At 58.5% G+C, this 13197-nt stretch carries 13 protein-coding genes and 1 pseudogene; 9 read left to right on the top strand and 5 right to left on the bottom strand.

All coding sequences use genetic code 11. The features are described from left to right. The 5 genes and pseudogenes from NW829_RS09400 to NW829_RS09380 all read left to right on the top strand — a co-directional run. Positions 1-226: pseudogene (locus NW829_RS09400) on the top strand (RNA-guided endonuclease TnpB family protein); the annotation flags it as partial. Between the two features lie 246 nt (positions 227-472). After that, positions 473-634 carry a hypothetical protein gene (locus NW829_RS09395; RefSeq protein ID WP_414416949.1) on the top strand — a complete coding sequence of 54 codons (162 nt, stop codon included), beginning with the start codon at positions 473-475 and terminating at the stop codon, positions 632-634. A gap of 139 nt (positions 635-773) precedes the next feature. After that, positions 774-1361: a DUF2062 domain-containing protein gene (locus NW829_RS09390; RefSeq protein WP_011433729.1), complete on the top strand. Its 588-nt coding sequence runs from the start codon at positions 774-776 to the stop codon at positions 1359-1361. A gap of 195 nt (positions 1362-1556) precedes the next feature. Beyond that, positions 1557-2345: a type I methionyl aminopeptidase gene (map, locus tag NW829_RS09385; RefSeq protein WP_414342345.1), complete on the top strand. Its 789-nt coding sequence runs from the start codon at positions 1557-1559 to the stop codon at positions 2343-2345. Between the two features lie 6 nt (positions 2346-2351). Beyond that, a complete protein-coding gene (locus tag NW829_RS09380) occupies positions 2352-4223 on the top strand; it encodes a chloride channel protein (protein WP_414416948.1) in 1872 nt (623 codons plus the stop codon). Between the two features lie 16 nt (positions 4224-4239). Here the strand turns inward: NW829_RS09380 and NW829_RS09375 are convergent, their stop codons facing one another. From NW829_RS09375 to NW829_RS09360, 4 genes are all read right to left on the bottom strand, one after another. Continuing rightward, a complete protein-coding gene (locus tag NW829_RS09375; protein ID WP_414416947.1) occupies positions 4240-4878 on the bottom strand; it encodes an endonuclease III domain-containing protein in 639 nt (212 codons plus the stop codon). A gap of 120 nt (positions 4879-4998) precedes the next feature. Further along, positions 4999-6102 carry an undecaprenyldiphospho-muramoylpentapeptide beta-N-acetylglucosaminyltransferase gene (gene murG / locus NW829_RS09370; protein ID WP_414416946.1) on the bottom strand — a complete coding sequence of 368 codons (1104 nt, stop codon included), beginning with the start codon at positions 6100-6102 and terminating at the stop codon, positions 4999-5001. A 30-nt stretch (positions 6103-6132) separates the two neighbouring features. Then, a complete protein-coding gene (locus tag NW829_RS09365) occupies positions 6133-7122 on the bottom strand; it encodes a photosynthesis system II assembly factor Ycf48 (protein WP_414416945.1) in 990 nt (329 codons plus the stop codon). Between the two features lie 8 nt (positions 7123-7130). Then, positions 7131-7547, bottom strand: a complete 417-nt coding sequence (locus NW829_RS09360; RefSeq protein WP_414398649.1) for a rubredoxin — start codon at positions 7545-7547, stop codon at positions 7131-7133. Positions 7548-7759: 212 nt separating this feature from the next. On the opposite strand from NW829_RS09360, the gene NW829_RS09355 reads away from it, so the two are divergent. The 3 genes from NW829_RS09355 (at position 7760) to tpiA (ending at position 9837) form a co-directional block, all read left to right on the top strand. Next, positions 7760-8170 (top strand): FHA domain-containing protein, encoded by a 411-nt coding sequence (locus tag NW829_RS09355; RefSeq protein WP_414413767.1) that lies wholly within the window; start codon positions 7760-7762, stop codon positions 8168-8170. A gap of 84 nt (positions 8171-8254) precedes the next feature. Next, on the top strand, positions 8255-8938 hold the full coding sequence (locus NW829_RS09350; RefSeq protein ID WP_414416944.1) for a hypothetical protein: 684 nt from the start codon (positions 8255-8257) through the stop codon (positions 8936-8938). A gap of 146 nt (positions 8939-9084) precedes the next feature. Then, positions 9085-9837 carry a triose-phosphate isomerase gene (gene tpiA / locus NW829_RS09345; RefSeq protein ID WP_414413769.1) on the top strand — a complete coding sequence of 251 codons (753 nt, stop codon included), beginning with the start codon at positions 9085-9087 and terminating at the stop codon, positions 9835-9837. Between the two features lie 4 nt (positions 9838-9841). Here the strand turns inward: tpiA and treY are convergent, their stop codons facing one another. Further along, positions 9842-12643 (bottom strand): malto-oligosyltrehalose synthase, encoded by a 2802-nt coding sequence (gene treY / locus NW829_RS09340; protein ID WP_414413770.1) that lies wholly within the window; start codon positions 12641-12643, stop codon positions 9842-9844. 175 nt (positions 12644-12818) lie between these two features. On the opposite strand from treY, the gene NW829_RS09335 reads away from it, so the two are divergent. Further along, positions 12819-13157: a hypothetical protein gene (locus tag NW829_RS09335; RefSeq protein WP_414342341.1), complete on the top strand. Its 339-nt coding sequence runs from the start codon at positions 12819-12821 to the stop codon at positions 13155-13157. The last annotated feature ends 40 nt before the right edge of the window (positions 13158-13197 follow it).

The raw sequence follows: 13197 nt of genomic DNA, 5'->3' as shown, positions 1-13197 counted from the left end.
CCACCGGTGTTTGCACATTCATCCCGACCCTGCGCAATCCTACCGCAGTGGGAAGCAGTTTAAGTGTGGACACTGTGGATGGGAAGGGGATGCGGATTTGAATGGTGCGAATGTGATTGCGCTTTTGGGGGCTGTCGTAAACCAGCCTAGAGGTTCGTGGTTGGCTTGCCAACTGCAGGGCTACCGAAAGCCCGCCCTGTACTGCGAAGCAGTCAGGGTCGGGTAGTTTACATGGTTCCCGGTGCCGTTGTCTTCTCTGAGATGCGATCTCCTCAGCCAGGTATTCTCGATCCAAGTCGCTCCCATTGGCCGGGGGCCAAGAGCTGGGCTTGCTCCTGTGTCCAGAGGTATAAATGGTTTCGTAGAGGGTGTTCATCCCGGTGAGGTCTGCGCAAATCTCCCAGCAAGCCGATGGGTACACCTGCACAGCCAAGATGGGATCCTAGATTCACAGTCTTCCCCAGAACTCCAGATGACAACTCCCCCCGAAAAGCCTGATCCCAAAATGAAATCGGGATCCCTGCCCTCTGCCCTGCGATCCGGGCTGAACATTGCCCTGTTTCTATTCTTGGTGGTGTTGGTTTCCTACTTGAGTCTTAACTTCGTGCTGGCCTTGGTGGACAAGCTCAGGTGACCACTCCGTAAACCGATCCCCCGGCGTCACCCCGTTGCTGCCGGCCCAGATTTGCCGATAGCCCTTTGTCGCCAAGGGCAGGAAAGATACACTGGATTTACAGGACTTAACACCTTCTCTCAGTTGCCCCCTTGCCACTATGAGCCCCCTCTTTTGGTTGAGGCTGCCCTCTTTCTCCTGGCCTTCGCCGGGATCCCTTAAGCTTTATTCCAGATCCTACTCTGGATCTCAACCAGGGCCGACCCTAGCCCGCCGGGATCCTTCCTGGAAGCGTTGGCTGCGCTATCTTTATCTGCGCCTGTTGCGGCTGCAATCGTCGCCAAAAGAAATTGCCCGTGGCTTGGCGGTAGGGGTTTTTGCCGGCTGTTTCCCCATCTTCGGCTTTCAAACGTTGGCCGCTCTGGTGTTGGCTGTTCCGTTTCGGGGCAACAAGCTGGCGGCGGCGGCAGGGACCTGGGTGAGTAACCCCTTCACCTATGTGCCCATCTATGCATTCAACTACCAGGTGGGAGAATGGCTACTGGGATCCCGAACTGTCCTTCCCACCACAGAGCTGGTGGCGGCCACCTGGCAAAACTGGATGCAGTGGGGCTTGGAGATGTCGGGCACGCTGTTTGTCGGCTGTGCGTTTGTCGGTTTTTGGGGATCCCTCGTCAGCTATTTTCTGGGGCTGTGGTTGGTGCAGCGGATTCGTCGGCGGCAGAAAATGGCCGGCAGGGGTCTGTGAATGGGCGCAAGGCGATTCAGAATCCCAACTGAGAACCCAATCCTGGACAGTCTGCAGGTGCAGAGATCCATCCGTTTTCACAGAGCTTTTCACAGATAAGGTCTCATGATGGAAGACATGCGAGCGTTGTTGACAGACCTCAGCCGTCGCTCCCAGCGATGGGGGGAGCAGTTGGGATCCGCTTTGCAGACGGGTATGAACCAGCTCACGCAAGCCCCTCAGCCCATTGTGTTGCTCTCTTCGCGGGAACTGGAGAAAATGCGGCGGGCTTGTCGCCTGGCGGCAGATCTGCTCAAGCACTTGGAGCCGATGGTGCGACCAGGGGTCACCACCCAAGAGCTTAACGACGAGGCCGAGCGGTGGACGCGGGCGCATGGGGCCAAAAGTGCCCCTTTAGGCTACCATGGCTTTCCCAAGTCCATCTGCACCAGCGTCAACCACGTGGTCTGCCACGGCATTCCCAGCCCCAAGCAGATCCTGCGAGAAGGCGACATCATCAACATCGATGTCACCCCGGTTTTGGATGGCTACCACGGCGATACGTCCAAAACCTTCTTTGTCGGACAGCCTTCTGAGCGGGCGCGGCGCTTGGTGGAGGTGACCGAAGAATGTCTGCGGCGGGGCATTGCTGCCGTCAAGCCGGGGGGGAGAGTCGGCGACATTGGCGCTGCCATCCAAGAATATGCCGAGGCCCAGGGCTACAGCGTGGTGCGCGATTTTGTCGGGCATGGGGTGGGACGGCAATTCCACACGGCCCCCCAGATCCCCCACTACGGCGAACGGGGAAAAGGGGAGAAACTCCGCCCCGGCATGGTGTTCACCATCGAGCCGATGATCAACGAGGGCACCTGGGAGGTGAAGGTGCTCTCCGACGGGTGGACGGCGGTCACTTTGGATGGTAAGCTCTCGGCCCAATTTGAACATACGGTCGCCGTTACCGAAACCGGTGTAGAAATTTTAACCCTGCCTTCCCAAAGCCCTTGAGCCATCATGAACAGCGCCCCCGCTCTCCGCCTGCGCCTCTCCTCCGAGAACCTGCTGCTGCTGCTGGCGGCGGCAGTGGGGTTGGGCACGGGGCTGTTGGTGGTTGGATTTCGCTACTTGATTGGCTGGTGGCGCTATCTGCTGCAGGACACCCTCGTCGATGGCCTCGGCAGGGCTGCAGAACACTATGGCCTGTGGCTGCTGGGATCCTGGACACTGGCTCTGGCGCCGGTGCTGGGGGGCCTGCTGATCGGCGCTTTGGGGGCAGTTGTGCCCTTTCCCAACTTGAGCCTCTCCAGCTTGGTGAGTCCTGCTCGTCCTTTGGCACTTCAGCCCTGGTGGATCCCGCTCAAGCTCTTGGCGGCTGCCATCTCGTTGGGCGCGGGAGCTTCCCTTGGCCCTGAGGCCCCCAGTGTGGAAAGTGGCGCTTTGCTGGGATCCCTGCTGGGGCAAAACCTACGCCTCTCGCGGGAGCGGGTGCAACTGTTGATGGCTGCCGGAGCAGCGGCTGGCCTGGCGGCAGGGTTTAACGCGCCCATTGCCGGGGTGTTTTTGGCGCTGGAGCTGGCTTTGGCCCGCACCTTCACCACTTCTGCTGTCAGTGTGGTGGTGTTGGCGGCGGTGGTCTCCGCCTTGATCGCCCAGGTGGGGTTGGGGGCACAACCCGCTTTTCTTTTGCCCACCATCACCCAGCCGGCCTTCGTCCTGCCGGACTACGAGCTCCACAGCTTGCTGGAGGTACCTCTGTATCTCGGCTTGGGCTTTTTGGCCAGCCTGGTTTCTATGGCCTTCAGCTACACCCTGGAGTGGGGCAAGCACCTGTTCAACAGTGGCCCCCTGGCGGCCTGGCCAGCTTGGAGCAAGCCCATTTTGGGGGGCGGGATCCTGGGCTGCGCGGGCTTGGGGATCCCATTGGCGTTGGGGGTGGGCTATGAAACCATTGAGTCGATTCTGCAGGCCGTTCCCTTTTCTCTTGGCCATCTAGGCTTGCTCTTGCTTGGCAAGCTGTTGCTGAGCGCTTTGAGCCTGGGCAGCGGCTTTGTGGGGGGAACCTTTGCCCCGGCTTTGTTCATGGGGGCAGTGCTGGGGGCAGGCTACGGTCAGGTGCTATCTCAAGCTTTGCCCTTGATTGCCTTGTCTCCCCCTGCTGCCTACGCCATGGTGGGCATGGCGGCGGTGTTGGCGGCCAGCGTGCGGGCTCCGCTAACGGCCATCTTGCTGCTGTTTGAGATGACGCGGGACTACCACATCGCGCTGCCGGTGATGGCGGCAGTGGGTTTGAGCATCTGGCTGACGGAGCAGTTGCATTCGCCGGCCATCTACCCTTCCGCCCGTCGCTCTCGCCACGCAACGCTTGACGGAGTCCTTGGGCAGGAGCCTAGAGAGCTGACGGTGCAAGAGGTGATGGTGCCCCCATCTCTTTTGCTTCGGCAAGACACACCGCTGCGAGAAGCTCTGGAGAGTTTGCTGCAGCAAAAGTGCCATAGCGCGTTGGTGGTGGACGGACAGGAGCGGCTGCGGGGCATTCTCACCCTGGAAGATCTGGAGCGGGCCTTGGCCCACAAGGAGGCGGCGGAGTTGGCGGAGCTGACCGTGCAGGAGGTCAGCCAATCCCCAGTTCTCACCACCTTCCCCGATGAGGCGGTGGCAGTGGCAGCTGAGCCGATGTACGAATACGATTTGCGCCAATTGCCAGTGGTCTCGCGGGAAGACCCGGAGCAGATCGTCGGCCTGTTGGATCGAGAGCGGGTGCTGCTCTCCCAAGAGATTCAATCGGTGCGGCAAGCCCTGGAGTTGGAAGTTCCCCCAGCAGAGAGAGACGCCGGCAGGAACGGACAAGAGGGGATCCCAGATGCTTCTACTGCGCCCGCAGAATAGAGCCCTGCTGTCGGGATCAACGCTGCCGCCCAGAGGGGCAGGTGGGACGCAGCGGGCAGCGGCCACATTCGGGCATACGGGCCTTGCAAATGCGCTTGCCCAGCCGGACAAAGTTGACGTGCAGGGAATAGGCTTTGCCTCTGGGGATCTGAGGGGAAAGCTGAGCAAAAGTGTCGTCGGGATGTTTGGCCCGCACCAAGCCCAGACGGTTGGCCACTCGATGCACATGGGTATCCACCGGGCAGAGATCCCGACCCAGCCCGAACAACAACACACAGGTGGCGGTCTTCAGCCCTACCCCTTTTAACGAGAGCAGAAAGTCGAGGGCGCCGGCGTCGTCCAGGTCGCGCAGAAAGTCCAGACTCAGGGATCCCTGTCGTTCTTGAATGGCAGCCAGGATCTCCTGAATTCGGACTGCCTTGAGGTGGGCTAAGCCGCCGGAGCGGATCACCTGGGCCAGATCTGCCGGGTCGGCGGCCAAGACCGCTTCCCAAGAGGGAAAGGCGGCTTTGAGGGCGCGGAAGGCACGGCTGCTGTTGGTGTCAGTGGTGTTCTGGGAAAGGATCGTGCCCACCAACTCGTCCAGGAGATCGGGGTGAGGGGAAAGGCCATCGGGAGCCTGCTGAGGGATCCCAAAGCACTGTTCTAGCCGCATCAACAGCGATTCCATCCTGTCGGCGGGCGGGAGTTCCGCCAGCAGGGCAGGGGGCTCCGCTGCTTGAGCGGGCGCAGGCGGGCAGTGGGAAAGACCATCCACTCTCTGCTGGACCACAGCTTAACGGGCAGAACTTTGGCGGATTTCCTGCAACAGACGGGCGATGGCCTTGCTGGCATTGGGGGGAGCTGTGGCCTGCAAGCGAGCGGCCATTTGGGCAACCACCTGCGGCTGAGCCAACCAGGTCAACACCGTTTGCCGCAGCAAGTCCAGATTCTCTTCGGATTCTCGCATGACCACCCCCCCACCGCGCCCCACGAAGGCCAGAGCATTCTGATACTGATGATCCTCAGCGGCAAAGGGATAGGGGATCAAAATGGCCGGGGTGGCGGTGACCAGCAACTCCGCCAGGCTCATGGCCCCGGCCCGGCTAATGGCAAAGTTGGCCCGCTGCAGCAGGGCAGCTACATCTCGACGGAAAGGAAAGGGCCGGTAGCGGGGATGGCTGGGGATCCTGGCTTCCGGATCTTGAGCTTCGCTGCCGCCGGTCAAATGCACAATCCAGGCCCCCGCCTCCAACCAAGCTTCGGCACAGGCGGCCACCATGCGGTTGAGGCCCCGCGCCCCTTGGCTGCCCCCCATGACCACAATGAGGGGATCCCCGTCGGGAATGGGGAGGTCGGCAGGGAAAGGCTGGGGCGTGTAGAACTCGGCCCGCACTGGCGTGCCCACCACTTGGGCGGCCACCCCTGGCAAATGCTCTGCCGTCTCCGCCATGCCCAGCGCCACCACCTGACAAAATCTCCCCAACCAACGGGTCACTTTGCCCGGGATCCGATTGGACTCGTGCAGCAACACCGGTACCCCCAGCGAACGGGCGGCCAAAATGGCCGGAGCGGCAATGTACCCGCCGGTGGTCAGAACAACGTCAAACCGTCCCGACATAAGGAGTCGGCGCACTTGTAGGGTGGCGCGGGCCAGTTGGGCCAAGGCTTGCAGCTTGCGGAGAGGGGATCCCTGCCAGCCGGACATGACAACCCGGTGCAAGGGATAGCGCTCCCGCACCAGCTTCCCTTCCATCCGATCCGGCACCCCCAGCCATTCGATCTGCCAGTCGGGCAACTGCTCGGCAATAGCCAAAGCCGGAAAAATGTGGCCACCAGTGCCACTGGCAGCAACCAGCAGCCGCGGGCGTGAAGCTGGATCCTTGGCGCGTGTGTCCACCCGTGTGCCGGTTAGGGATCCCTGAGACCTTCAGGAGCTGTTGGAGCTGACATAGCGCAAGAGGGTGCCCCGTTGCCCCAGAATAAACCCTTGCTCGGGGCCGAAAAACTCAATGCTGTAGAAGTTGGCGGGGATGTTGCTGAGTTTCTTGGCCTGCTCCCAGGTTTTGCCACCGTCAGGGCTGTGGATCAGGGTAGCGCCACCCCCCACCACCCACAGGTCGTGGTCGTTTTGATAGGCGGCATTGAGGTAGCCAAAGCTGAGGGCCCGCCCCGGACGCAGCGGCGACGACCACTGGCCGGAGGTGAAGTCATCGGTAAAGGCGATCTCCGCCCCTTGGTTCAATTTCCAAGCGCTGCCGTGGGGGCCAAAGCCCATGTTTTGAATGCGGCGGGAGCTTTCCCGCGGGTAGGGCTTCCAGGTGCGACTTTCAGGAGTGTACAGAAAGTAGAAGCTGCCCCGCGACGACACCGCCAGATATTCGCCTTCAGGGCCGCGGGCAATGTTTTTGATGGCCCCAATCGGCTCATCCACTTGGGCATGCCAGGTCTGACCGCCATCTTCGGTGCGGTAGATGGCCCCCACATTGGTCGCCATTTCGGCGGCGCCAGGGCCCAGAGCCTGGATCAAGAGCGGCTCCCCTGGCAGTTGGTTGTTGAGGCGGATGGAAGTCCAGTCGGATCCCTCGTTTAGGGTGTGGAGGAGGATCTTCGGCTGCCCGGCCACCCAGCCTTCTGCCCCAGCAAAGCTAATGGAGGCCAGGTAGGCTTCCGGCTCCAGACCCGGCAGCTCCCGCACCTGCCAGTGCAGACCCCCATCGCGGGATTCCAGCAGCGTCGCCTTGTCTCCCACCAACCAGCCATGGGAAGGGGTGGTGCCGGTGAAGGCAATGTCCAGCAGAATGTTCTGGGTGGGCACTTCCACCTGCTGCCAGGGGACCACCCGCATGTTTGGCATCCGCGCCGCCATTAGCAGCACCGAGACAGCAATCAGCAGCACCAGCCTCAGGGGTTTGAACATCTTGACCCTCACTCGACGAAATAGAAACTCATCAAAAATAAAAATCCCAGCGCCAGTCCCAAGAAGATCAGCAGGTTCTTTTGAGCAGGGGTCATCACGTTCACCCCCAGGCCGTAGCGCAAGTTCTCTTGAAAACCGGAAGGCTTGCCCTTGGCGCCCACTGCTTGGAACGAGCGCTTACCGGCTCGGCACACCGGACATTTCCAATCGGCTGGCAATTCCTCAAACGGTACGCCCGCCGGGATCCGATTGAGCTGATCCCCCTTGGCCGGTTCGTAAACATAGCCACAAGAACGACATTCGTAGCGCTGCATCCGCAGGGGATCGCTGAGCTGCGCATCGGTTTCATCTTCCGGCAACTCAATGAGCTTCGGTGTCTGGGGAGAACGGGGTTGAGCACTGGGATCCGGTTGCGAGCCATTCATGGTCAGGGATCCATTTGCATCGTCGATCCTATTATGAGAGGAATTGTTACAAAAATCTACTCAGACCCTTTCTTGTTGCTCAGGGGGATCCCGCACCAGCCTGGGATGCCGACCTGAAGAGACTTATCCGGTGGACACAGGGATCCACCAGGGGGATCCTATGTTATGTTTTGGCTATCTTGCCCTCAGTGTTGTGCAAGCGGGTGCCTTTCATGACCACGCCCCCTCGCCGACCGGCCCTCAATCACGTGCTCATCGTCAAGGATCGTCACGGGCCAAAAGCCTACTGGTTGACGGCTGAGCTCTACTCCTTAGGCCGGGATCCACGCAACAGCATCCGCATTGACTCCCAGTATGCCTCTCGCTACCACGCCATTTTGGTCAAAACAGAATCTCCCTCTTCCCCCGATGGGTTCACCTACCAAATCATCGACGGAGATATTCAAGGCAACCCCAGCACCAATGGCCTTTACGTGGGTGGGCAACGGGTGGAATTTCGCGATCTGGAAGACGGGGACGAGATCCAGTTTGGCAGCGATGCCACTGCTACCTACTCAGTGCAGAACAAAGATCTGGATGCAATTCTCGCCACCTTTGAAAACACCCAGATCGTTGGGCTGTGAGAGGTCGCCTTCCCTGTTGGGTTTTGGCGCGTAAGCCGTGTGGGATCTTCCCCTCAGCTTGTTGGTTAAGGGGGCAGCTAACCGATGTCAGAAGCTGGAGTCACTCGCGCTGCCGGGGTGGTGGCAGCTTTGGTCTTGTCGGCGGTGCTGGGGCCGCGGGCTGCCATGCCCCTAGTAGGACTGGTGGGGCTGGTCATCGTCGAGCAAGTGGCCTTCGGGGGGCGGATTTCAGGGTTGCTGGGCGGGCTGCTGGATTGGGCTTCGCCAGCCTATCGGCAGCGGGTTATCCGCCATGAAGCAGGGCACCTTTTGGTGGCCTACCTGCTCGGGATCCCATTGCTGGGCTATGTGCTCAGTCCCTGGCAAGCCTTCCGACGGCGGATCCCTGGCTACGGCGGGGTGGAGCTGGATCGGGCCCCGATGCGCACTTGGCAGGCTCAGGGAGGGATCCCGTGGGCAGAGGTGGAGCGCTACGGCACGTTCTGGATGGCGGGGGCAGCGGCAGAATCTTTGCACTACGGCCAAATTACGGGCGATGCAGAGGATCGGCAGCAGGTGGCCAGGCTGTTGGCGGCGCAGCCCTTGACCTCTCCAGCCAAGCTGAAAGCTCAAATCAACCGCTTTTTGCGCCAGGGCCGAGCGCTGTTACAAGCCCACCCCAAGACCTATGCCGTCGCCGTCCACCATCTCGAGCAGGGATCCCCCTGGGAAGACTGCCTGGCTGCCATCGCGGCCAGCCTGGAACGGGAGACGGCCCAAGAGGGTTAACGGGGCGGATCCCGTCGCCGTATTTCCGGGATCGCTTGCTGGTAAACTGTGTCATACGAAAAAACAAAGCTGGGATCCCTGCTGTTTTATTGGGCTTTCTGCTTGCGGGATCCCTTCCTTCTGTTGTCTCTAAGGGAGGATCCATCTTGCGCCCCATCCTCATTGCCGGCAACTGGAAAATGCACAAGACTCAGGCTGAGGCTCGCGAGTTTCTGCGAGAGTTGGGCCTGGCTTTACGGTCATCGCCGTCAGGGTCAGCATCCCAGCGGCAGATCATCCTATGTGTGCCCTTTACAGACCTGGCGGTGGTGGCAGAGCAAAGCCGCGGATCCGACATAGCCGTGGGAGCACAAAACCTACATTGGGAGGATCAGGGGGCCTTTACCGGGGAAATTTCCGGCCCCATGCTGGCGGAATTGGGGGTGCGCTACGTCATCGTCGGCCACAGCGAACGGCGGCAGTACTTCGGCGAGACGGACGAAACCGTTAATTGGCGTTTGGCAGCTGCCCAGCGGCACGGGCTCACCCCCATCCTTTGTGTGGGAGAAAGCCAGCAGCAGCGGGAGCAAGGCTTGACCGAGTCTTGGATTGTGGGGCAATTGGATCGCGCCTTGCCGGGGATCGATCTGGAGAACTTGGTGATTGCCTATGAGCCCATTTGGGCCATCGGCACCGGCCAGACTTGTGCAGCTCAAGAGGCCAACCGGGTCATCGGCTTGATCCGGCAACACTTGGGCAATGCCCAACTGCCCATTTTGTATGGCGGCTCGGTGAAGGCCGGCAACATCGATGAGCTGATGGCCCAGCCTGAGATCGACGGCGTGTTGGTGGGAGGGGCCAGCCTAGACCCCCAAGAGTTTGCCCGCATCGTCAATTTTCAGGCTCTAGCCCCCGCCTAGGCCGCTAGCGGGATTGTCCCCACAACAGGGCCACCGGGAAGGATTTTAAGACAACGCCCACCGGCAAGGTTTCGCCGGCAGGGATCCTTTCCTGGGTTAGCCCATTCACCCAGTCCAGCCGCTTCCAACGCGGCAGATGAATTTCGGTATCTGCCCAAACGGATTCTCCCAGAGGATCTTGGGTTTCGTCGATCAACTTTGTTAAAAAACGCGGCACTACCGTGAGCAATACCTGCTTACTGTGCTGACGGGCAAAAGCCACAACATGGTCAGCATGGGATCCGCTGATTTGCAGAGGAATGTAGCTGCCCTCGAGAAACAATTGGGGCTGTTCCTGGCGGGCCTTGAGCACATGATGAATCAGAAACAGCTTAATGCGTCCGTCGCTGCGGTGTAGTAGCAAATCCGCAATGAGTTGGAGAGGATCCTGTTTAACCCGCCGTTGAATTTCTTCTAGATAGGCGAGGCGACGGGAAAAATCCACAGGCCGACGATTGTCGGGATCCACCATGCTCAAATCCCACAGCTCCGTGCCTTGGTAAATATCCGGGATCCCAGGGCTGGTCAGTTTGATCAGCGTCTGCGAGAGGGAATTAAAAATGCCAAAGTGGGCAACTTTCCGTTGGAAAGGCAAAAAGGACTCCAAAAAGGGGTTAGGACCTTGAAGGATCCGTTCGATAAAGGCGGTAGTGGCTTCTTCGTACTCGGTATCGGGGCGAAGCCAAGCGGTGTGGACCTTAGCTTCCCGCACTGCTTTGATGGCATAATCTTTGACCCGCTGTACGAACTGGGGCACCTCTTCCGGTTGGAAGGGATAGGAGCCGAGCAAAGTTTGGTAGAGCAAATACTCGTCATTGCGATCCGGCAGTTCTGAGCGCTTGGCTTGTTTGCTGCGGACTTTGTAGCCGAGGTTCAGTTCATGCCAAAGGTTGATGTGCTTTTCCCACTCGGCGGGGATTTCAGAAAGCACATTCAGCCGGGCCCGCACATCTTCGCCACGCTTGGTGTCGTGGGTGGCAGAAGCATTCATGGACAGAGGCCACCGAGCTGCCCGCTCTTGATTAAAGCGGTGAAACTCTTGCACCGAAAGGCCAAAGCGACAGGGATCCCCACCGACTTCATTGAGAGATAAAAGGCGGTTGTACACATAAAAAGCAGTATCTTCTACTCCTTTGGCCATGAGAGGGCCGGCCAACTGCTGCAAGCGCATGGCAAAATGGATCTGCTCATTTTTCTCCTGGTCTGATAAATTGTCCAGAGACTCCAGGCAGAGAAAGCGCTGAATAAAATTCAGCTCATTCACCAAAACGGGCAGGTTCTCCTTGGCCTTCTCCACAGCTTGACGAACCACCTGTTGACCTTCTGGACTGAGGATCCCTTCGTGGATATAGACGCGGTAGACCGGAAAGCACACCAAAACTTCTACCAAAGCTCGACGTAAGCTGTAGAGGGTAAAGTCATTGGCATAGCGATGATGGCTGGTGATCTGCTTGAGCAAAAAAGCAAGATTATCCATATCCCCTGACAGGTTGCGCTCGATGATCAGGCGTTTTTTATCTTCGATAACCTGCTCTGGGGAATGCCGTAGATTTGTGAAATTTTGATAGAGAGAGTCAAAAGCCTCTGCATTTTCTTCTTGACAAAAGATGCCGTTGAGCTTAGCTAAAAAATCATAGCCCGTTGTGCCTTGAACCGGCCAGCTTTGGGGCAGACTTTCATTGGCCTCTAGTATTTTCTCTACCACGATGTAAAGATTTGGGCAGCGTTCCCGCAGGCGATGGAGATACTCTTCGGGATTGAACAACCCATCGATATGATCGATGCGCAAACCACTAAAACGCCCCTGTTCTGCAAGCTTAAAGATAAGCTGATGGGTTTTGCGAAACACTTCGCGATCTTCTACCCGCAGCGAGATCAGCTCGTTAATGGTAAAGAAACGACGATAATTGATCTCCTCAGCACCCACCTTCCAGAAGGAAAGGCGGAAATGTTGCCGCGCCAGAAGACTATCCAGCAGGTCAAAGCTTGACGGATCCCCTGGCTTGCCGTTAAAAATGGCAATGTTCTCGTCAAAAAAGCTCTGGATAGGTTGGCTAGACGTGTAGAGTTCCCACAAAGAATGCTTGGCAAAGCTAATTTGATCGGTGCGCTCTAGGAGATCTTCCTTGCTGGGAATGAATTTCAGGCTGAAGAGAATCCCGAGTAACTTGACGTAGTCGGGATGGCTGCGTCCCAATTTTCGCCGCAGCTTGCTCAGGTTGTAGGTAAAAACATCGGCATAGGTGTCAATATTGAGGGGGAACCTCAAGTTGTAGTAGTTAATACTTAGGCCATCGGCATCATAACGAAGCTGGATTTGACCCGACTCCAAACATTTGTCATAGAAATCTCCCAAGAAAGGGGCTAAGATTCTGCCTTTGATCCCCAGGTAAGAGTGATTCCAATTCACATCAAAGTAGTCAACAAAATCTGAGTTGGGGCCACTCTCCAGAACATCCATGAGCATCTGGTTCTGGCCATCGTAGGCCATGTGATTGGGCACAATGTCCTGGATCCAGCCTATTCCCTGCTGATTGAGGGCTTCCCACAAGAGCTCAAACTTTTCGCTTCCCCCCAGTTCCTGGTTAATCTGCCTGGGATCCACCACGTCGTAGCCGTGGGTGCTGCCTTTGCGGGCTTGGAAGATGGGAGAGGCATACAAGTCACTGATGCCCAGCAACTTCAGGTAGGGAACAATCTGTCGTGCTGCGTCGAAGTCAAACCCAGCATGAAACTGAATGCGATAGGTGGAAGTCGGGATCCGCATGATGACCTTAGAACAATGACAAAGAAGCCGAGCTTGCCAACGGCATAGGGTCAAGAGAACAGATGTATCTAGGGTAGCGGCTAAGATCAAGGAGTCCTGCAGGGGAGAGGCGAGGTTAGTGAACTTGTCAAGGCCACAGAGGAGCGCTTCACCCCCGGTAAGGGGGCCGGCAAGGATGGCGAGGTGGGCAGGGATCCTGCTCGTGGGTGGGCTGATGGGGAGTTGGCGGAGCGAGGCAACCTGGGCAGAAAGCGAGTTTCGGGTGGGGAGTGAGCTGGTTTTGACCCTGCGCACCCCCGATGCCCCCGCTCGCCTCCGTCTGCTGAAGCAACGGTTGGAAGAGATTTTGCTACAGGCCAGCAGCCCTCAGGTGCAGGTCAGTCTGGATATCCCCAGTCCCAATCCCTCGACGACCGGCAGCGGGGATCCCCCAGCTCAAGCCGCTCGGATTCTTTTGAACCAGCAACTGCTGTTGGAGCATGCCTCTAACCCCCAAAAACCTGAACTTTGCTGAATTTACTGAGCTTTAGGCGGTTTGGCAAAAGTCATTGAGA

The organism is Synechococcus sp. R55.8 (genome assembly GCF_047461895.1).
Lineage (GTDB): Bacteria > Cyanobacteriota > Cyanobacteriia > Thermostichales > Thermostichaceae > Thermostichus.
This window is presented reverse-complemented; position numbering and strand designations above follow the sequence as displayed.

Coding starts and splice junctions, on each gene's coding strand:
- NW829_RS09380 (WP_414416948.1), top strand. CDS start 2,352: ATGAACAGCGCCCCCGCTCTCCGCCTGCGCCTCTCCTCCGAGAACCTG.
- NW829_RS09390 (WP_011433729.1), top strand. CDS start 774: ATGAGCCCCCTCTTTTGGTTGAGGCTGCCCTCTTTCTCCTGGCCTTCG.
- NW829_RS09375 (WP_414416947.1), bottom strand. CDS start 4,878: ATGCGGCTAGAACAGTGCTTTGGGATCCCTCAGCAGGCTCCCGATGGC.
- NW829_RS09360 (WP_414398649.1), bottom strand. CDS start 7,547: ATGAATGGCTCGCAACCGGATCCCAGTGCTCAACCCCGTTCTCCCCAG.
- map (WP_414342345.1), top strand. CDS start 1,557: ATGAACCAGCTCACGCAAGCCCCTCAGCCCATTGTGTTGCTCTCTTCG.
- treY (WP_414413770.1), bottom strand. CDS start 12,643: ATGCGGATCCCGACTTCCACCTATCGCATTCAGTTTCATGCTGGGTTT.
- NW829_RS09395 (WP_414416949.1), top strand. CDS start 473: ATGACAACTCCCCCCGAAAAGCCTGATCCCAAAATGAAATCGGGATCC.
- NW829_RS09365 (WP_414416945.1), bottom strand. CDS start 7,122: ATGTTCAAACCCCTGAGGCTGGTGCTGCTGATTGCTGTCTCGGTGCTG.
- NW829_RS09350 (WP_414416944.1), top strand. CDS start 8,255: ATGTCAGAAGCTGGAGTCACTCGCGCTGCCGGGGTGGTGGCAGCTTTG.
- NW829_RS09355 (WP_414413767.1), top strand. CDS start 7,760: ATGACCACGCCCCCTCGCCGACCGGCCCTCAATCACGTGCTCATCGTC.
- NW829_RS09335 (WP_414342341.1), top strand. CDS start 12,819: ATGGCGAGGTGGGCAGGGATCCTGCTCGTGGGTGGGCTGATGGGGAGT.